Raw genomic sequence first — 19,149 nt, 5'->3', positions numbered from 1 at the left:
GTCTCCTGGATCAGCGGATGGTCGTGCCGTCGGGCTGGTCGAACAGGCCGAGTTCATCCCGCGTGGGAAGGCCCTCCCAGTCACCCCGGGTGGCGACGGCGAAGGCCGCGGTGGTGACGGCCCGGTCCAGCCGGGCCGGGATGTCCGCGCCGTCGAGGAGCCCGGACAGGTATCCGGCCACGAAGGCGTCGCCCGCGCCGACCAGGTCGACGGCGTCCACCTGGCGTGCCGCGCGGTCGGTCGCCCCGTCCGCGGTGAAGGCGGTCGCACCGCTCGCGCCCCGTTTGACGACCACCTCGCCGACCCCTTCCGCCAGCACACTGCGCACCGCCTCGAGTTCGTCCGCGCCCGGGTGTTCCAGCACCAGTGGCAGTTCGTCCTCGGAGGCGATGAGCAGGTCGATGTGGGCCAGCAGCGGCCGGAGCGCGGTGCGGGCGCGGTCGGCGGTCCACAGCCGGGAGCGGTGGTTGACGTCGAGGCATACGGTGATGCCGGCTTCGCGTGCCGCGGTGGCGGCGGCCAGGGCGGCCTCGGCCGCCGTCGGGCCGAGCGCCGGCGTGATGCCGGTCAGGTGCAGGATGCGGGGTGTCGCGGCCAGCGCCGGCAGTACGTCGGCCGGGGAGACGGCCGACCCTGCGGAACCGGCGCGGTAGTAGCTGACGCGCGTGAGCGTGCCCAGGCGGGGTTCGGTGAGCAGCAGTCCCGTGGGGCGGCCGGTGTCGTCGGTGACCGCGTGGCCGATGTCGACGCCCTCGGCGCGCAGGGTGCGCAGGACCAGCGCGCCGAGTTCGTCGGCGCCGACCCGGCCGGCCCAGCGCACCCGGTGCCCGAGCCGGGCGAGGCCGATGGCGACGTTGGACTCGGCTCCCGCGACGGACAGCCCGAGGCCGCCGCCGAGCCGCAGTGCGCCGTGGGCGCGGAGCGCCGCCATGGTCTCGCCGAAGGTGACGACCTCGGGTGGAGCCGTTGTCGTCACGGCGTCTCCCCTTCGGACACCTTGCGGAACTCGGCTGCCCGGGAACGGAGTTGGCCGAGGTCGCCGCCGTCGGCCGCGTCCCCGACGAGGGGTGAGCCGACGCCGACGGCGATCGCACCCTGGTCCAGGTAGTCGCGGGCCGCCTTCGCGTCCACTCCGCCGACGGGCACGAAGGGCACCTCGGGGAAGGGGTCGCGCAGGGCCCGCAGATACCCCGGGCCGCCGAGCATGCCGGGGAAGAGTTTGATCGCGTCGGCACCTCGTGCGAGGGCGGTTTCGATCTCGGTCGGTGTCAGGGCACCCATGAGTACGGGTACGCCGTAGGGCTCCAGCCCGTCGACCAGTGCCGGAGTGACGAGATACGACGCGCCGGCGTCCACGGCGCGGGCGGCGTCCGCCGCCGAGCGTACGGTTCCGGCGCCGAGGAGGGCGTCGGGGCCGAGTTCGGCGCGGGCCTGCCTGATGACGCTCAGGGCGTCGGCGGTGGTCAGGGAGACCTCGATGGCCGCTATGCCCTCCTCGGTGAGGGTGCGTACGGTGCGCAGGGCCGCGGCGGCGTCCTTGCCTCGTACGATCGCCAGCAGGCGGTGGGCTCGGAGGGATTCCACCAGGTTCATCGGAGCGGGCTCTCCTTGGGGTGCGGGGGGTTCGGGGTATGTGGGCTCGACGGTGCTCACCACTCGGTGCCTGGCGGTGCTCACCACTCGGTGAACGCCCCGTCCGCTCCGCGCCATACGGGGTTGCGCCAGCGGTGTCCGGTCTCCGCGGCCCGGCGTACGGCCTTCTCGTCGATGTCGACGCCGAGGCCGGGGCGGGTGCTCGCGACCGCGTATCCGTCCTGGAAGCGGAAGGGTTCGGGGTCCATCACGTAGTCCAGCAGGTCGCACTGCTGGTTGTAGTGGATGCCCATGCTCTGTTCCTGGATGAGGAAGTTCGGCACGGACAAGGCGATCTGGAGGCTTGCGGCCAGGGCGATCGGGCCGAGGGGGCAGTGCGGGGCCAAGGTGACGTCGTACGTCTCGGCCATGGCGGCGATGCGGCGGACCTCGGAGATGCCGCCGGCGTGCGACAGGTCGGGCTGGGCGACGGCGATGCCGCTGGTCATGACATCGCGGAAGTCCCAGCGGGAGTACAGGCGTTCACCCGTGGCGAGGGGAATGCTCGTGGACTCCACCAGGCTGCGCAGCCGGCCCGAGTGTTCCGGGGCGACCGGTTCCTCGACGAACAGCGGGTGCAGCGGCTCCAGTTGGGGCAGCAGGCGGCGTGACATGGCGGTGGAGGCCCGGCCGTGGAAGTCCACGGCGATGTCCCGCTCGTCGCCCAGTACCTCGCGGACGGCGGCGACGCGGGCGACGACCTCGGCGGTGCGGGCCGGGGTGTCGATCGGGGCGAGTTCGGCCGAGCCGTTCATCTTCACGGCGGTGAAGCCCGCCTTCATCTGCTCCTCGGCCAGCTCCGCGACCTCGCTGGGGCGGTCCCCGCCGATCCAGGCGTACATCCGGACGCGGTCCCGTACGGGGCCGCCGAGGAGGCGGTGCACCGGGACGCCGTAGGTCTTGCCGGCGATGTCCCACAGGGCCTGGTCGATGCCGGCGACCGCGCTGGAGAGGATGGGGCCGCCCCGGTAGAAGCCGCCCTTGGTGAGCACCTGCCAGTGGTCCTCGATGCGCAGCGGGTCCCGGCCGACGAGGTAGTCGGCCAGTTCGTGCACGGCGGCGCGTACGGTCTCGGCGCGGCCCTCGATCACGGGCTCGCCCCAGCCGGTGACTCCCTCGTCGGTGGCGATCCGCAGGAACAGCCAGCGCGGAGCCACCAGGAACGTCTCAAGTCCGGTTATCTTCAAGGGGCTTCCTCAGGGAGCGGGTCGTCGTGGTCTTCCCGGGCCTGTACGGCGGCCAGGTCATGGGACGCCTGCGCGAGCAGGGAGTCGACGGCGGCCACCGCCGCGTCCGGGTCGCCCGCCTCGACCGCGTCGAGCAGTTCCTGGTGCACGGGGATGGAGTCGGAGAAGTGCCGGGCGCCGTGCACGATCCGGTCGCGGACGCGCAGGCCGGCCTCGATGACGACCTCCATCCGGCTGAGCAGTTCGTTGTGCGCGGCCTCCAACAGAGCGCGGTGGAAGGCCAGGTCCGCCTCGACCATCGCCTCCGCGTCCGTACCGGCGGCGGCCATTGCGTCGAGTGCCTGCCGCAGGGCGTCCAGGTCGGCGGGGGTGCGGCGGGCCGCGGCGAGCCGGGCTCCGGCGGGTTCGACGATCGCGCGGACCTCGGCGAGGTCCTCCAGGAAGCCGTCGGTGGGAGCGCTGCTGCCCTGCCAGCGCAGCAGGTCGCTGTCGAGCAGGTTCCAGTCGGCCCGGGGGCGGATGGTCGTCCCGCGTTTCTGCTTGGACTCTAGGAGGCCCTTGGCGGCCAGTACGCGCAGCGCCTCGCGCACGACGGTCTTGCTGACACCCAGCTCGGCCTCGAACTTGACCGGGTCCACGACGGAACCCGGAGGGTAGTCGCCGCGGATGATGCGCCGGCCCAGCTCCTCGACGGCCTGGCCGTGCAGCCCCTTGGGGGGATGGGTCACCACGTTCTCCGTTTCCGTATCGGTCCTTGCGCCTGTCCCACCGCAAGGTGCGCGTCGCTCACGAGGACTCCTTCATGACGCTCCATCCTCCATCGACCACGAGGCTCGCACCGGTCACATAGGAGGCGTCCGCCGATGCCAGGAAGGCGACGGCGGCTGCCACCTCCTCCGGCTGTCCGAACCGCCTGGCCGCCGTGGCCGCCACACTGCGCTCCCGGTCGGCATCCGGGATCCCGTCCCAGGCAGCGGTCAGGATCGGTCCGGGCAGCACGGTGTTGACCCTGATGTCGGGACCGTACTCGACGGCCAACTGCCGCCCCAGCGAGCACAGCGCGCCCTTCGCGGCGGCGTAGGCGGCATGGCCCGGCAGGCCGATGACCGCGTGCACCGAGGAGGTCAGGACGACCGAGCCCTTCGTCTCGCGCAGCATGGCCGCGAACGTCTTCATCGCGCGCCAGGCGAGCTTCAGCAGTACCGCCATCTGACCGTCCCACTCGGCCTCGCTCAGTTCGTGGGCGGGCTTGTTGACCTGGGCGAACGCGTTGCTGTGCAGTACGTCCAGCCGGCCGTGGTGCTCGTCGACGTGCCGGGCCAGGTTCTCCCAGTCGGCGGCCGAGGTCACGTCGCAGCGTACGTACTCCGCGCGTCCGCCGCCGTCCGCGATGTCCGCCGCGACTGCCTTGCCGGCCACGTCGTCCACGTCCGTGACCACGACCACCGCCCCTTCGGCCGCGAGCCTGTGGGCCGTGGCAGCGCCGATACCGCGCGCCGCCCCGGTGATCACCGCCACGCGCCCCGTCATCCTGCGGCATTCCGTCATCACGGGCGTCTCCCCTCGCTCCTGCTTACGCGCCCACCATAGCTGTTTCAATTAATTATGAATATATCTTGACGGCGCGGCGATGACACTCCGAGACTGACCGGCACGCACCAAGCAGCTTCGGTACGAAGCCAGGAAGGACCTCCTCCCATGAGCCGCACCACACCCCGCCGCAGAAGCCGGGGCGCACTCGCCGTGACCCTTGCCGCCGCCTCCCTGTTCCTCTCCGCCTGCGGGGGTTCGAGCGGTTCGCAGGACAAGGCGCAAGCCCCCGCGAAGCCCGGCCAGAAGGTCGACCTGCGCTTCTGGTCGTGGGTTCCCGGCGTCGACAAGGCCGTCGACAAGTGGAACGCCACCCACCCGGACATCCACGTCAAGCTGGAGAAGATCCCGTCAGGCAGCAGCGGCGGCTACGCGAAGATGCGCGCCGCTCTCAAGAGCGGCAACGCGCCCGACCTGGCGCAGGTGGAGTACCAGGAGATCCCCTCGTTCCTGCTGGAGAACGGCCTGGTGAACCTGTCCGAGTACGGCGCGGACAAGGACCGGTCGAAGTTCGTGGACTGGCAGTGAGCTGTTTCCAACCTCAGCTTGAGCAGGTCAGATGCAGGGTGAGGACCGCACCCGTAGCAACCGCTTCAAGCGCTGAACTCTTCGCGAAGCGCTGCAGGCGGTCGTGAGCTGGCAGGTTGGCAACGACGACGAGAGGCGGATCAGCGCGCCGGCTCAGACGTGCCTCGCGCCTGGTCGCGGCTGGCGACCACCAGGTATCCATCGCTCTCGGGGTCGAAGGTGGTGGACTGCACCGTGAGCCCGACACTCCGCAACTGAGCCACGAGGTCCTCGTATCGGTAGGGCCAGATGGACAACCGCTCCGAGCAGGCTCGCACTGCCCCATCCGGCTCGATCTGGGCGACCACGATCTCGAGGAAGTGTTCCTGCTCCCAGCGCTGCTCGATCTGCCAGTAGTAGCTGACGACCGCATCGCGGTCGTTGCGGCGGATGAGTCGATCGCGGACGTCTACCCGTGAGCCGGCGGAGCGCACGAGCTCCCAGTTGCGTGAGTGGAGCACAAGGCGTCCGCCCGGATTCAGCAGCCGCGACATCGCTTCCAGTGCGGTCAGGCGCCCGGCTGCGCCCTCGGCGTGCCCGAGCGAGTTGCCGACGCAGAACACCAGATCGAACGTGGCGTCCTCCAGGTGGTCGGGCAGCTCATCCCAGCTCGCGCGGAGGGCTCGAAGCGAGACACCCTGCTCGTCGGCGGCCTTCTCAGTCCGGCGAACCATCCCATTGCTGGCGTCTGCGGCGACCACGTCAAGGCCAAGACTCGCGAGACCGACGGCGAGCTGGCCGGTTCCACACGCGCAGTCGAGGACGCGCGCGTTGGGCGGCAGAGAGCCCACGACATCGCTGTAGTAAACCGCGGCTGCCTTGGCGGGGGTCAACCTGTCGTCCCCGATCAGCCACTCGTATACGTCGGAAAGCGCCCCATAACCAGCCACCGCGATAACCTCCATCACTCGACGACACGCGGGCTAGACCGCGCCGCGATTCGGACCTTGCGCCTCGCACTGTGCCGGGCCGTGTCAGCGAAGCATTGAGCAGGACCCAACCACTTCCGGCCGTTGAGACTCCACCGGATTTCGTGGGAAACCGCGGCACGCCGCACCGACGCAGGTCCCCACTCCACCAGCGCCCCATCGGTCACGATGGGGACAGTGGTCGGCAACAAGCGCGCGTTCACTGCGGAGCGCTTTAGGCACAGACATCCAAACTCATTGCCGAAACGCCGCGTCCGGATGAAGGGCCGCCAGCGACCGCCTCTATTGCCAAGCATCCCGACGAAGTCCACCGGTTTTTCCTACTTGGGCGTCATTTCAGTTGGTGAGCCTGCGGCGGCATATAAGGGTTGCGGCGATGGCGAGGAAGTGAACTGTCTCCAACCTCAGTCTGAGCAGGTGAGGTGCAGGGTGAGGACGGCCTGAACGAGCTTGGTGATGCGGGTGGTGCTGCAACGGAGCTTGCGCAGGAGGCGCCAGGTCTTGAGGGTGGCCATGGCCGGCTCGACGAGTGCGCGGATCCTGGCGTGCGAGCGGTTGACGGTTTGCTGTCCTGCGGACAGCGTCTCCCATCGGCCCCAGTAGGGCAGCCGTATCGTGCCGCCGGCACCCCGGTAGCCCTTGTCAGCGAAGCAGGCGCCGCCGGCTTCGGTCAGGGCGTCGATGATGCCGTGGGTCCGCGCGGCCTTGATGTCGTGGACCGCGCCGGGCAGCGCGGGTGAGGCCCACAGCAGCCGCCCCGCGGGATCGGTGATGACCTGCACGTTCATGCCGTGTTTCTTGTGTTTTCCGGAGTAGTAGGGGCGGTCGGCGGCGATCCGGTCGATCGGCAGCAGCGTGCCGTCCAGCATGACGTATGGCTTGGCGGAGGCGGTTTTGATCGCTTCGGCGAGAGTCGGGGCGAGGGCGGCCAGGACATCGATGGCCTCGGCGATGTACCGGTAGGCGGTGGTGGTGCCGACGCCGAACCCGGCGGCGAGCTGGGCGTAGGTATGACCGCAGCGCAGGTGCGCCAGGACGAGCAGGGCCTGGCGGCCCGCGCTCACGCGGCGCCAGCGAGTTCCACGTTCCTGACGGCGGGCCCGCAGGCGAGCGGACAGGTAGCGCAAGGACGAGGTGGACACATCGACGCCGGACGGGTAGACAAGCACGCGGAAGCTCCTGTTGGACAGGCGATCTTGGTCGTGAACCCGTCTACCAGGAGCTTCTTCACGTCCGGACACCGCCCCACCAGCGCACTACCCACCCACCGAGCCAGGTTGGAAAAGGCTCAGTGGCAGCAGGGAGTCTTCGGCTCGGCCGTCTACGCGATCCCCCAGGCGTCCGGTCCGATGGGCCTGTTCTACCGTTCCGACCTGTTCAAGAAGTGGGGCATCGCTCCGCCCACCACCTGGGACGAGTACGCCCAGGCCGCTGAGAAGATCCACAACGCCGACCCGAAGGCCTCCATCGGCACCTTCCCGCCCGGCAACTCGGCCTGGTTCACCGCACTCGCGTGGCAGGCCGGCGCCAAGTGGCTCGGCGTCGACGGCGACACCTGGTCGGTGAACATCGCCTCCCCGCAGACCCTCAAGGTCGCCGCCTACTGGGACGAACTGCGCACCAAGAAACTGATCAAGACCGAGCCCGACTTCGCCGACGGCTGGTACAAGGACCTGCAGTCCGGCGCCGTCACCTCGTGGGTCAGTGCCCAGTGGGGCGACGCCATCATCAGCGGAAACGCTCCGCAGACCGCCGGCAAGTGGGCGGTGGCGCCCATGCCGCAGTGGACCAAGGGCGCGAACGCCTCCGCGAATTGGGGCGGCTCCTCCACGGCCGTCCTCAAGGGCGCCAAGCACATCCCCGAAGCCCTGAAGTTCGCCGAATGGCTCAACACTGACCCCACGAGCGTCGACCTGCTGCTGCAGGGCGGATACGGCTGGCCCGCGGGCGCCGACGCGTACAAGGGCTCCTCGCTGGACAAGCCGTCTGCGTTCTTCGGAGGCCAGAAGTACAACGAGGTCTTCGCGCAGGCGGACAAGAACATCGACACCTCGTGGAAGTGGATACCGACGATCGACGCCACCTACCAGCACCTCAACGACGGCTTCCAGGCCACCGTGGCCGGCAAGGGCACCTTCGTCTCCGCGGTCCAGCAGGCACAGAAGCAGACCGTCGAGGACCTGAAGAGGAAGGGCCTGAAGGTTTCCACCGGCCAGTGACCGCCTCCGGAGGGCGCGACACGGCCGCCGCCGTTCTCCCCTCCGGACTCCAGAAAGCATTCTGATGCCCACCCGCACCCGAGCACCCCGGCGCCGCAGAAACCTGGCGCCCGTCGCCTTCGTCGCGCCTTTTTTCCTGCTGTTCCTGCTGACCTTCGCCGTCCCCATCGGCTACGCCGTCTACCAGAGCGTCATGGATGTCGAGCACACCGGGCCACTGGGGCTCGGCGGCAGCCGTACCGTCTTCGTGGCGCTGAGCAACTACTCCGACGCGTTGTCCGATCACGCCTTTGTGCGCAGCATCGGTCGCGTACTGCTGTTCGCGGTCGTCCAGGTGCCGGTGATGGTCGCGTTGTCCGCCGGGCTCGCGCTGCTGCAGGCCGCGTACAGCTCGTGCTCGTCGCCCTCGATGGTCTCCGAGCAGCCGAAACCCAGCGACTTGTAGTGAGCGTAGGCGGCGGGTATGTCAGGAGTACAGATGTTGAAGTGGTCCAGGCGGGCCACCTCGGCACCGTGGCGCAGGTCGTAGCGCTGGATCAACCGCTCGGCGTGCTCGATGTCGTAGAAGAACTCGACGGGGAAGCCGAGCGGGTCGACGACGCGGACGGCGTCGCCGACACCGGGTGTGCCCTCCCCCTTCGGGACGCGCCGTACCGAGCGGCCGAGTTGGCGGAAGAACCTCTCCGCCCTCCCGACGTCAGCGTCGTCCTCGTAGCCGCCGGGATCGCCATCCGCCGAAAGGTCGAGGAAAGCCCCGCCTACCAAGAGCTGAAGGAGTCCGGGAAACGGTCCCAGGCACCGATCGCCACCCTGTTCAAACACCACTGGCCGCTCGTCGTGGCCGGCGCCCTGCTCTTCGCCGCCAACAACGCCGTCGGCTACATGACCACCGGCGGCTATGTCCAGAGTTACTCCGTGAACCATCTGGACATGGACCCGACGGTGATCCTCATCTGCGTGATGGTCGCCGCTGTGGGATGGCTGGCGAGCACCCTGGCGGGCGGGCGGCTGTCCGACCGGATCGGGCGCCTGCGTGTCTACCGCATCGGCTTCGTCATCCAACTCGCATGAATGTTCCCGTTCTTCGCACTGCTCAACACGGCGAACGAGGGGCTCATCGTGGTGGCGCTGGTCCTCTACAGCATCGGCCTCGGACTCACCTACGGCCCACAGGCCGCACTGTTCGCGGAGCTGTACCCCACCGCGGTCCGGTACAGCGGTGCGGCACTGTCCTACGCCATCGGGCCGTACTCGGCGGCGCCTTCGCGCCCATGATCGCCGAAGCCCTGCAGTCCACCACCGGCACCGTGTACTCCGTCGCCGTCTACCTCGCGGTGGTGACGGTGATCGGGCTCGCCGTCACCTTCTTCCTCAAAGAACGCCAGGGTGTGCCGCTGAGTGACGCCGAAGCCGGCGAGAAGGACGAGCAGGCGGTCGTCACCGCCTGAGGATCCGCGTACCGGCGACAGAGGGCCGGTCAGGCCTGACGACACCACCCCATCCCTCCCCCGATTTCGAGGAGCCCCGCATGAACGAGCCGCAGGCTGACCCCACTCGGCCGACATCGCCCGAAGTCCACCCGCACGACGACCTGACGCGTCGCCGCTTCTGGCAGCTCGGCGCCGCCACGGCGGTCGCCGCCGGTGCTGCGTGCCTGCTTCCCGAGCGCGCCTCAGCCGATACCTCGGCGTCCCCGGACCCGACCGCACAGGACTACTTCGACCGCGCCGCCGAACTGGCGGGCGACACGCCGAACCTCAAGAGCATCGTGAGCGCGCTCACCGCCGGCTACACCCCGCCGAGGCCCCCCGCTCCCGCGCCACTGCGAATCTTCGACAACGTCGCCGTGCTCAGCGTCGGCTTTGTGTCCGCCACGGCGATCCTCACCCCGGGCGGCATCATCCTCATCGACGCCCTCGACAACCCGGGCGAGGCAGAGCAGTACATCGTCTCCGGACTGCGCAGCCTGGGGGCCGATCCGTCGACGATCAAGTACGTCGTGGTCACCCACGGCCACGGTGACCACTTCGGCGGCGCCCAGTACCTGGCCGACCAGTACGGCGCCCGGGTCATGATGGCCCCGGCCGACTGGGACCTCGTCGCCTCCACGAACCCGGACAACGCGCCCGCCCGCGACCTGGACATCGCCGACGGCCAGAAGCTGACGCTGGGCGGCACCACCGTGACGCTCCACCACACGCCGGGTCACACACCCGGCACCGTCTCGCCGATCTTCCCGGCCCGTTGGCGGGGCCGCGCCCACACCGCGATGCTGTGGGGCGGGACCAACCCGCCCGCGGCCACCGCCAGCAAGGAGACCTACCTCTCCTCCGCCCTCGCCTTCGCCTCCCGGACGAGGCGGGCCGGCGTCGACATCGAACTCAGCAACCACGGATTCGCCGACTACGGCCTCGAGCGCATGGAGCGACTGCGCAGCGCGCCGGACGGTCGCGAGAACCCGTTCATCGTGGGCACCTCGGCAGCACAGCGCTTCATGAAGATCGTGGAGATCATGCTGCGCGGCCGCATCGCCCAGGACCGGGAGGCTGCCACCCCCGCAGCGACAACGATGGCTGCCACGAGCACCCGTACGACAGCCTGTTGCTGAGCTTCGTGTGCACAGGACGGTCACCGCCTACCCGCGCGGCGGTGACCGTCGGCTGCTGTGAGCAGTACAACTCCCGGTCCATCAGAGCCCGTCCGCGGGTGGTGGCGTAGGCGGCGAACACACAGATCCCAGGGTCGTCGAGGACGAGGATCCCGTCGGGGCGCCGAGCCAATCGGCTACGCAGCGCTGCACGCTCGTCGAGGATCGGCCCGGTCTCACGCTTCTCGGGGAGCTGGAAGACACGTGTGATGCTTTCGTCGAACTGTGTGCGGGTTGCCGCGTCACGTCGTGCGGGCGGCCCCGGACGCATCAGCCGCTTCATATGCAGAGGCCACGGCGCAGTGCTGAGAGCCGGCCCGCAGGCGACCAGGACCTGCCGCCCCCCTCCTCCCTCCCCGTCAGCTGACCGCGACGGGCTGCCGCCACACGACCCCCGGCCGCCGAAGCGTTCTGTTCGATACGACCTCGCCTGCCCAGCCCGGGGGGGCACTACTTCGCGCGCGCACCCCGGGCGCGGATGGGGACTCCGGGCAGGCCGAGGTGCATGGCCGGCCCGGAGTCCCCGCCGGTCGGCGGTTGCCCTGCGCGTCAGACGACCATCCACTGCTGGTTGGCACCGGCGGTGCACGCTGCCTGGTCCAGGGCGGCGCCGTTGGCGGTCGACGCCCCGGCGACCTCCAGGCACTTGCCGCTGCGCACGTTGCTGAAGGTGACGTAGCCGCCGATCACCGCCGTCCTCGTCCACAGCTGGTGCGAGGCCCCGGTGCACGTCGACTGGACGGCCACCGCACCGTCGGCGGTGGAGGCGCCGGAGATCTGCAGACACTTGCCGCTGTTGACGTTGACGAGTTCGTAGGTGGAGCCCACGGGGGTGGGCACCCACTGCTGGTTGGCCCCGGAGTTGCAGTTGCCGGAGTTCACCGCCGCCCCGTCTGCCGTGCTCAGGGACCAGACGTCCGCGCACTTGGCGCTGTTGCGGTTCAGCAGGTGGTTGTTCGAGGCCCCGAGCGGACCGGCGATGACCGGCCAGTCGGCCGCGAAGGTCACCTGCCGGATGTCGAGGGTCTCCTGCCCGGAGTTGTCGCCGTCGTAGTAGTGGTAGGCGAGGAACTTGGACGTGCCGTCGTCATAGGCATCGGCGCCACCGGCGGCCACCCTGGGGTAGGCGCCGGTCAGAACGGTGGTCCCGCCACCGGAGGCCATGTCGGTGCCGTTCTGGTCCAGGTACGGCCCGGTGATGCTGCTGGAGCGGCCCACCACCGTGTAGTAGGTGCTGTTGACGCCGCTGCAGCAGGTGCCCTTGGAGCCGAAGAGGTAGTAATAGCCGCCGTTGAGGATGATCGTCGGGTTCTCGATGCCGACGGCGATGTGCCACAGGTTGTTGTCGGTGGTGGACAGCTTGCCCGTGGTCTGGTCCAGGACGTGCATGTACGTACCGCTGCCGGTCCAGGAGCCCCAGGAGATGTACAGCCGGCCGTCCGGCCCCCAGTCGACGTTGGGGTCGATCGGGTAGTTGACGTCCGTGACCATGCCCTGGTCGGTCCAGGGGCCCTCGATGTTCGTGGCGGTGGCCAGGCCCATCACCGCGTAGTTCGAGCCCCAGAGCGAACCGGCATAGTACAGGTGGTAGACGCCGTTGAAATACTTGATGTCCGGGGCCCAGATGTTCGGCGGGGTCGAACCGAGCTTGGCGGTGATCCAGGACGGGGTCGACGACCAGATGTTGCCGACCTTGGTCCATCCGGAGGCCGCCGTGGCGGCGCACGTCTTGCGGAGGGTGATGGATCCGCTGGGGTTGAGCGGGTCGTTCTCGAATCCGGTGGAGAAGCCGTAGTAGCAGCTGCCCACCTTGATGACACTCGGGTCGTGCATGCGGAGATCACCGCTGAGTGCCTGTGCGGGGGAAGCGGTGATCAAGCCGAGAACCGTCAGGAGGGTGGCAACGATCGTGGCGAGGACGGAATGCTGGCGATGTCTGCCTGTTCCGGGGCGGGACTCATCGGCGGCGTGCTGGCTGCTCATGCGAGACTCCTTTGTTTCGCTGGGGTTGTTGGCGTGAACCGACCGGGATCATGGACCGGTCAGTGTGAGTCGGAGCCGGGATGCGGCCGTCGGGTGGTGGTGGTCCCGGTCGGCAGGGTGCTCACGCCTCCGTCGGGCCACTCGATCCGTCCGGTGGCCCCCGTGGGCACGGTCGTTTCGACGGTGAGATGCGCTTCCCGCAGCTCCCATCGGATCGCCGTGCGCCCGTACGGTGACTCGTGGGCGGCGCTCGCCCACGTGAGGCCGCCCCCCGGCCGCGGGCGGAAGACGATGTCCCGGTAGCCCGGCGCGCTCATGGTCAGCCCGGCGACGGTGGTGTGCAGCCACTGGGCGACGGCGCCGAGGGCGTAGTGGTTGAACGAGGTCATCTCGCCGGGATTGACGGTGCCGTCGGGCAGCATGCTGTCCCAGCGTTCCCAGATGGTGGTGGCGTCGTGTTTGAGTGCGTACAGCCACGAGGGGCACTCCTGCTGGAGGAGCAGGGCGTAGGCGGTGTCGTCATGGTGCGTGGCGCTCAACGCGGGTGCCACGAGCGGAGTACCGATGAACCCGGTCTGGATGGTGTGCCCGCCCGCCGCGACCAGTTCGGCCAGGCGATGTCCAGCGGCGACCCGGGACGCCGCGTCGGGGAGGAGGTCGAACTGGAGGGCGACGGCATAGGCGGTCTGGGTGTCGCTGGTCATCAGGCCGCCGGGCAGCACGTACGCGTCGGCGAACGCCTGTTGGACGCGTCGCGCGAGGTCTTCGTAGTGGCGTCGTTCGTCCTCGCGCCCCAGGACGTCGGCGGTCCATGCCACATGCCGCAGGGACCATGCGTAGTACGCCGTGGCGATGAGGTGGCGGTCGGTGCGGCCGGCGCTGGGGTCCTCGGGGGGTGCGAACGGGTCGAGCCAGTCGCCGAGTTGGTAGCCGCGATTCCACAGGCCCGACTCGTCGGCCAGTTCGGTGATGAGGTCGACCCATCGCCGTGCGCTCTCGTACTGGGCTGCGAGCAGAGCGGTGTCGCCCGAGGCCCGGTAGAGATCCCACGGAGTGAGTGCCACGACGTCGCCCCAGCCGGCGCCCGGTCTGGCGGGGGTCCACTGCTCGCCCCCCGGGATCTCGGGTACGTACCAGGGGACGGTCCCGTCGTCGTGCTGTTCCACGGCAACGTCGCGCAGCCAGGAGGCGAGCATCCCGTGGCAGTCGTACAGGAAGGCGGCGGTGGGTGCGAAGACCTGGATGTCGCCGGTCCAGCCGAGCCGCTCGTCGCGCTGCGGGCAGTCGGTGGGAAGGTCGACGAAGTTGCCGCGCAGGCTCCACACCACGTTCTCGTGCAGGCGGTTGACCTGCTCGTTGGAGCACGCGAACCAGCCGGTGCGGGCCATGTCGGTGTGGTGGACACGGGCGACCACGTCGCGGTACGGGTCGCCGCCGCGCCAGCCGGTGATCTCCGCGTACCGGAACCCGTGGAGGGTGAAGCGCGGCTCCCACGTCTCGGGTCCGGCACCCCGCAGGACGTACCGGTCGGTGGAGACAGCGTCGCGCAGGGGGCGGACGCACAGTTCGCCGTCCTGGAGCACCTCGGCGTGGCGGATGACGACTGTGTGCCCGGCCAGGCCGTCGACGGTGATGCGGATTCTGCCGACGAGGTTCTGCCCGAAGTCCACCAGCAGACGGTCAACGTCGAGAGCGGTCACCAGAACAGGGCTGATCTCCTGCGTGCAGCGCACCGGCGGGCCAGTGGGTGCGACCAGGGTCGCCGGGTCCCGCTCGACGTTGTCCACCGGCGACCAGGCGCCGTCGTCGAACCCCGGACTCGACCAGCCGGGCACTTCCTCGCGCGCGTCGTAGGTCTCGCCGTCGAGCAGTCCCGAGGAGAGGACGGGGCCCTGGCCGGCGCGCCATGAGCTGTCGGTGCCGACGACGGTGACGGTTCCGTCGCGGTGGACGATCTCCAGTTGGGCGATGAGCGCGACCCGGTCGCCGTACAGGTCGGCGTGGCCGCCGCCGAAGCCCAGCCGCCCCCGGTACCAGCCGTCGGCCAGCCACGCGCCGATGGCGTTGGCACCGGCGCGCAGGTGGTCGGTGACGTCGTGGGTCTGATAGCGCAGCCGATGGTGGTAGCTGGTCCAGCCGGGCGCGAGCGCGTGGTCGCCCACTCGCTGTCCGTTGATCTCGATCTCGTACAGGCCGTGGGCGGTGACGTACAGCCGTGCGCGCTCGACGTCCGCGGCGACGGCGAACTCCTTGCGCAGCAAGGGCGGCCGGCGCTCGGCGGCCGGCCTCTCCCGCCGGTGCGGCTCGTGCGGCTCGTGCGGCGAGATCGCGCGGGCCGTCCAGTCCGTCGGTGTCAGCAGCCCCGTCTCGATCCGCAGCGGTCGACTCCAGTCGCTGGTCACCTGGTCGGCTCCGCGGACCCGCACCCGGACCTCGCAGGCTTCCCTGGACGCCAGTGGCCGCAGGGGCCAGGGGACGAGCACGGAGTCCCGGGAGGTCAGCCAGTCGGTGCGGCACGTCCCGTCGGCGCGGGTGGCCTCGATCTGGTACGCCTGCTGCGTCCAGTCGGCAGGTGCTGTGGTCTTCCAGGAGATCCGGGGCGACGACTCGCCGATGCCGAACGGCACCCGATAATGTTCCGCGGTCGGGACGTCCACCGCGGGTGTCCGCGCGTCGCTCATCCCTTCACCGCCCCGGCGGTCAGGCCCTTGATGATGCGCTGGTTGATCAACAGGTAGAGCACCAGGGCACCGACCACGTTGATGCTGATCGCGGCGAACAGCGGTCCGTAGGCCGTCTCACCGTACTGCCCGGTGAAGTTGAGCAGCCCCACCTGGATGGTGCGCAGGCTGTCGTCGGTGGTGAAGGTGAGCGAGACGAGCAGGTCGTTCCAGATGAAGAAGAACTGCACCAGCGCGACCGTGAAGACGGCGTTGCGGACGACGGGGAATCCGATCCGCCAGAACGCGGTGAGCATGCTCGCCCCGTCGAGGGTGGCGGCCTCGAAGATCTCGCGCGGGACGGCCCGGAAGTAGGTGGCCATCATGAAGACGGTGAGCGGGAGGCCGACCGCGGTGTAGGTGATGATCAGCGGCCACATCGTGCCGGAGAGCCCGCTCTGGAAGTACACCCGGAACAGCGGCAGCAGGATCATCTGGCTGGGCACCATGATGCCCAGCAGGAAGACCAGGAGGACCTGGTGGCGGCCGCGCCAGATCATGACTTCCAGGGCGAAGCCGGCGGCCGTGCCGAGCACGATGATGAGGGCGAGCGAGGGCGCGGTGGCCAGAAGGCTGTTGCGGATGTAGAGGCCGACGTGCCCGCTCGTCCAGGCGTCGGCGTAGTTGTGCAGGTCCCACTTGCCCGGCAGCGACCAGGCGGGGTCGTTGACGAACTCGGACTGGGTCTTGAAGGAGCTCAGCAGCAGCCACAGCAGCGGCGCCACCTCGACGACGACCAGCAGGGCGACGAGCAGGTTCCGCGTCAGGCGCCGGGCGTACGCTCGCCCTTGGACGGTACCCGGCCGGGGACGGGCCAGGTTTTCCCGCGGCGGAGCCGTCAGGGTGTCGGTCATGGAGGTTCAGCCCTTGGTCAGGTCGCGGCGCGAGAAGCGGAAGATGATGAGGGTGACCCCGAGGCACACGACGGTGAGCAGCGAGGCGATGGTGCTGCCGTAGCCGTAGTCGCCGTAGGAGAACGCGGTGCGGAACATGTAGAGGGTCAGGGGCGTCGTGTCGCTGCCCGGTCCGCCGTTGGTCAGGGCGAGGACCGAGTCGAAGACCTTGAGGGTGCCGTTGATGCTGAACACCACCGACGACAGCAGCACGGGCGCGGACAGCGGCAGGACGATGTGCCGGATCAGCCGCCATCCGGTGGCGCCGTCCATCCGCGCCGACTCGAGGGTCTCGTCGGGGATGTCGAGGAGTCCGGCGAAGATGAGGACGCCGTAGAAGCCCATGGAGCGCCACACGTCCATGACGACCAGGACGATGAAGGAGCCGCCCGCGCCGGCGAACCAGTCGCCGTGGTGGATGCCGAGCCCTTCGAGAGCGACGTTGGCCAGGCCGTTCTGCGGCGCCACGGCGAAGAGCTTCTGGAACATCAGGGCCACGGCGACCGTCGGCAGGATCACCGGGAAGAACACCAGGGTACGGACGACCGCGGACGACTTGCGCAGGACGAACACGTAGAGCAGTGCGAGCAGGTACCCGCAGAGGACCTGCCCGACGCTGACCGCTATCGCGTACTTGAAGGTGAACCACAGCGCCGAGTGCGCCTGCGGGTCGTGCCAGAGCTTGTCGAAGTTTCCGAGCCCCCCGAAGGTGAAGCCCTCGATGACGTTGCCCTTGAAGAAGGTGTAGCCGAGGGACCAGCCCATCGGTACCAGCATGACCAGGGTGTACACCAGCAGCGCCGGGCCCAGCAGGACGGCGATGGCACGGCGGTCTCCCAGAACGGAACGCATGTCGGCTCTCTCACGAAGGGGGGTTGGCGCGGATCACAGCGGTGCGGAAAGGTCAGCCGTTGTCGAGATCCGCCTGGATCTTCTGCATGAAGTCCTTGGCCGAGAGGGAGCCGTTGACGAGCGGCGCAGCATTCGTCTGGCTGGTCTCTGTCGCCTTCGTGTTGAAGAGCGCCTCGAACCACAGGGTGCTGGTCTCGGTCTTGGTGATGGTGTCCTGGACGGTCTGGGTGAGCGGCGGCAGCTTGCCGGTGTCGCCGTTCGGCTTGAAACCGGAGACGGTGCCCTGGTCCTTCAGCGAGGCGGCGCCGTAGTTCTTGCTGATGCAGGAGAGCCAGTCGCCGACCTCGGCGTTGTAGGACTTCGCGGAGACGGCGACCGGGAGGCCGACGTTGGCGGGGATCTGGTCCGCGCTGCCCTTGCCGCCCGCGACGGTCGGGAACGGCATGAAACCGACGTTGTCCGCGCCTATCTTGTTCTTGGCCGGGTCGTTGAAGTCGCCGAGCGCCCAGCTGCCCATGTAGTACATCGCGGCCTTGCCGGTCAGGAACTGCTGCGCTGCCGTGTCGTAGTCGATCGATCCGACGCCCTTGCCGAAGTAGCCCGCCTTGCCCAGGTCGGCGATGGCCTGTGCGGCCTTCACATAGGCGGGGTCGGTCAGCTTGGCCTTGCCGTCCGCGACCGCCTGCAGGGCGTCCGGGCCGAGTTCGCGGTAGATGTAGCCGCTGATCAGACGGGTGAGGGGCCAGCCTTCCTTGCCGTCCGCGGAGAACGCGGTGACACCGGCGCCCTTGAGCTTCGCCGCTGCCACGACCAACTGGTCGTACGTGGTCGGGACGGCGATGCCGTTGTCGGCGAAGAGCTTCTTGTTGTACCAGATGCCCTCGATGTTGAACTGGTAGGGCATCACGTTGAACTTGCCGTAGAGGTTCTCGACGGTCTTGACGGCGGCCGGCTGGATGTCGTTCCAGACGCCGAGGTCCTTGAGCGTCTTCTCCAGGTCCAGGACCTGGCCGGCCTTGTCGAGGGTCTTGGTGAGCTGCGGGGTGCCGCCTGCCGCGAACTGCACCGGCAGGGCGTTCTGGCCGGCGAGAAGCTGCACCTTCTGGTCGACGTTGCCGATCGGCAGCGTCTGGATCTTCAGCGGCAGAGCCTTGTTCTGCGTCGCGCACGAGCCCTTGCCCAGAGTGGTGAGCTCCTGCTGCACGATGTGGTTGTCGTCGTTGATGGTGAGGGTGAACGCCTTGACGTCGCTGCCCGAGGCGCTTCCGCCGCCGCAGGCGCTCAGCAGCAGACTCGCGGTGGCCGCGGTCGCCAGGAGGGCAATACGGCGGGTTCTGAGGGTCTTGTGCACAGGTGCTCCTCGGCGCAGGTGCGTTGAAACGCTTCAATTGAGGGATGCCGGGAACCTATGACCCGTTTCTGCGTGTGTCAAGGATCTGTCGGGGATGTTTCCGAACCGCATCTGCAGGGCGACCGGCTGCACTTCCGCGAGCGCGAGGTGACGAACCGCTGATCAGCGCGGCAGGCCGACGCGGACGATCAGAGCTGCGGACGATCAGAGCTGCGGACGGGCGCGGCGGACGGGCGCAGGTCCGGGCGAAGTCGACTGCGGTTCGGCAGCGGTCCGAAGAGCGCGGGGGCGGCCTGCCCGGTCGCATGGTGCCGCGGAGTGCCGACAGCACGTCGCGGCACTGCCGGCGGAGCGCTTGGCGCGATGTCAAGGCGCCGACGCGACGATCCCCTCGGCGCGTCGAGCGGACCGTCAGCTCGGCGCGCTGGCACGGACCGTCAGCTCGGCGCGTCGACGCAGACCCTCAGCTCGGCGCGCTGGCGCGGACCCTCAGCTCGGCGCGCTGGCGCGGACCCTCAGCTCGGCGCGCTGGCGCGGACCCTCAGCTCGGCGCGCTGGCGCGGACCCTCAGCTCGGCGC

19 protein-coding genes are annotated in these 19,149 nt (G+C 69.2%); 7 read left to right on the top strand and 12 right to left on the bottom strand.

The features are described from left to right. Positions 1-10: 10 nt before the first annotated feature. The 5 genes from ABZT06_RS45220 to ABZT06_RS45200 form a co-directional block, all read right to left on the bottom strand. Positions 11-931, bottom strand: coding sequence for a sugar kinase (locus tag ABZT06_RS45220; RefSeq protein WP_355754564.1), 921 nt, complete (start codon positions 929-931; stop codon positions 11-13). Positions 932-972: 41 nt separating this feature from the next. Next, entirely contained in the window at positions 973-1,593 is a 621-nt protein-coding gene (locus tag ABZT06_RS45215) for a bifunctional 4-hydroxy-2-oxoglutarate aldolase/2-dehydro-3-deoxy-phosphogluconate aldolase (protein WP_355754532.1), read from the bottom strand. An 80-nt stretch (positions 1,594-1,673) separates the two neighbouring features. Further along, positions 1,674-2,819: a galactonate dehydratase gene (gene dgoD, locus ABZT06_RS45210; protein WP_355754530.1), complete on the bottom strand. Its 1,146-nt coding sequence runs from the start codon at positions 2,817-2,819 to the stop codon at positions 1,674-1,676. Beyond that, on the bottom strand, positions 2,816-3,550 hold the full coding sequence (locus ABZT06_RS45205) for a FadR/GntR family transcriptional regulator (protein ID WP_355754528.1): 735 nt from the start codon (positions 3,548-3,550) through the stop codon (positions 2,816-2,818). Before ABZT06_RS45205 ends, dgoD begins: the two co-directional genes overlap by 4 nt. 55 nt (positions 3,551-3,605) lie before the next feature. Beyond that, a complete protein-coding gene (locus tag ABZT06_RS45200; RefSeq protein ID WP_355754525.1) occupies positions 3,606-4,349 on the bottom strand; it encodes an SDR family oxidoreductase in 744 nt (247 codons plus the stop codon). Between the two features lie 168 nt (positions 4,350-4,517). On the opposite strand from ABZT06_RS45200, the gene ABZT06_RS45195 reads away from it, so the two are divergent. Continuing rightward, a complete protein-coding gene (locus tag ABZT06_RS45195; protein WP_355754523.1) occupies positions 4,518-4,937 on the top strand; it encodes an extracellular solute-binding protein in 420 nt (139 codons plus the stop codon). Positions 4,938-5,077: 140 nt separating this feature from the next. On the opposite strand, the gene ABZT06_RS45190 is transcribed toward ABZT06_RS45195, so the two are convergent. Together ABZT06_RS45190 and ABZT06_RS45185 are read right to left on the bottom strand one after the other, a co-directional pair. Then, entirely contained in the window at positions 5,078-5,881 is an 804-nt protein-coding gene (locus ABZT06_RS45190) for a class I SAM-dependent methyltransferase (RefSeq protein WP_355754521.1), read from the bottom strand. Positions 5,882-6,309: 428 nt separating this feature from the next. Continuing rightward, positions 6,310-7,074 (bottom strand): IS5 family transposase, encoded by a 765-nt coding sequence (locus ABZT06_RS45185; RefSeq protein WP_355754518.1) that lies wholly within the window; start codon positions 7,072-7,074, stop codon positions 6,310-6,312. A gap of 108 nt (positions 7,075-7,182) precedes the next feature. Here ABZT06_RS45185 and ABZT06_RS45180 point away from each other — a divergent pair, with 108 nt between their 5' ends. From ABZT06_RS45180 to ABZT06_RS45155, 6 genes are all read left to right on the top strand, one after another. Further along, entirely contained in the window at positions 7,183-8,124 is a 942-nt protein-coding gene (locus ABZT06_RS45180) for an extracellular solute-binding protein (RefSeq protein WP_355754516.1), read from the top strand. Between the two features lie 64 nt (positions 8,125-8,188). Continuing rightward, positions 8,189-8,569 carry a hypothetical protein gene (locus ABZT06_RS45175; protein ID WP_355754514.1) on the top strand — a complete coding sequence of 127 codons (381 nt, stop codon included), beginning with the start codon at positions 8,189-8,191 and terminating at the stop codon, positions 8,567-8,569. 41 nt (positions 8,570-8,610) lie between these two features. Further along, on the top strand, positions 8,611-9,195 hold the full coding sequence (locus tag ABZT06_RS45170; RefSeq protein WP_355754512.1) for an MFS transporter: 585 nt from the start codon (positions 8,611-8,613) through the stop codon (positions 9,193-9,195). Then, positions 9,196-9,399, top strand: a complete 204-nt coding sequence (locus tag ABZT06_RS45165) for a hypothetical protein (protein ID WP_355754510.1) — start codon at positions 9,196-9,198, stop codon at positions 9,397-9,399. Next, positions 9,396-9,572 (top strand): hypothetical protein, encoded by a 177-nt coding sequence (locus tag ABZT06_RS45160; RefSeq protein WP_355754508.1) that lies wholly within the window; start codon positions 9,396-9,398, stop codon positions 9,570-9,572. The genes ABZT06_RS45165 and ABZT06_RS45160 overlap by 4 nt, the downstream gene beginning before the upstream one ends. Before the next feature lie 80 nt (positions 9,573-9,652). After that, positions 9,653-10,732 carry an MBL fold metallo-hydrolase gene (locus tag ABZT06_RS45155; protein WP_355754505.1) on the top strand — a complete coding sequence of 360 codons (1,080 nt, stop codon included), beginning with the start codon at positions 9,653-9,655 and terminating at the stop codon, positions 10,730-10,732. A gap of 588 nt (positions 10,733-11,320) precedes the next feature. Here the strand turns inward: ABZT06_RS45155 and ABZT06_RS45150 are convergent. The 5 genes from ABZT06_RS45150 to ABZT06_RS45130 are packed head-to-tail and all read right to left on the bottom strand — an operon-like array spanning position 11,321 to position 18,570. Continuing rightward, on the bottom strand, positions 11,321-12,754 hold the full coding sequence (locus ABZT06_RS45150) for an RICIN domain-containing protein (protein ID WP_355754502.1): 1,434 nt from the start codon (positions 12,752-12,754) through the stop codon (positions 11,321-11,323). 59 nt (positions 12,755-12,813) lie between these two features. After that, complete coding sequence (locus tag ABZT06_RS45145; RefSeq protein ID WP_355754499.1) at positions 12,814-15,435, bottom strand: family 78 glycoside hydrolase catalytic domain; 2,622 nt, start codon at positions 15,433-15,435, stop codon at positions 12,814-12,816. After that, the gene (locus ABZT06_RS45140; protein WP_355754497.1) at positions 15,432-16,328 is read right to left on the bottom strand and encodes a carbohydrate ABC transporter permease; all 897 of its coding nucleotides are present in this window, start codon (positions 16,326-16,328) and stop codon (positions 15,432-15,434) included. The genes ABZT06_RS45145 and ABZT06_RS45140 overlap by 4 nt, the downstream gene beginning before the upstream one ends. A gap of 6 nt (positions 16,329-16,334) precedes the next feature. Then, positions 16,335-17,219 carry a sugar ABC transporter permease gene (locus tag ABZT06_RS45135; protein ID WP_355754494.1) on the bottom strand — a complete coding sequence of 295 codons (885 nt, stop codon included), beginning with the start codon at positions 17,217-17,219 and terminating at the stop codon, positions 16,335-16,337. Between the two features lie 52 nt (positions 17,220-17,271). Beyond that, positions 17,272-18,570 carry an extracellular solute-binding protein gene (locus ABZT06_RS45130; protein WP_355754492.1) on the bottom strand — a complete coding sequence of 433 codons (1,299 nt, stop codon included), beginning with the start codon at positions 18,568-18,570 and terminating at the stop codon, positions 17,272-17,274. Between the last annotated feature and the right edge of the window lie 579 nt (positions 18,571-19,149).

Origin of the sequence: Streptomyces sp. NPDC005483 (genome assembly GCF_040606035.1) — a bacterium.
Classification (GTDB): domain Bacteria; phylum Actinomycetota; class Actinomycetes; order Streptomycetales; family Streptomycetaceae; genus Streptomyces.
The sequence above is the reverse complement of the archived record's forward strand: the minus strand, read 5'-3'. Positions and strand labels throughout refer to the sequence as shown.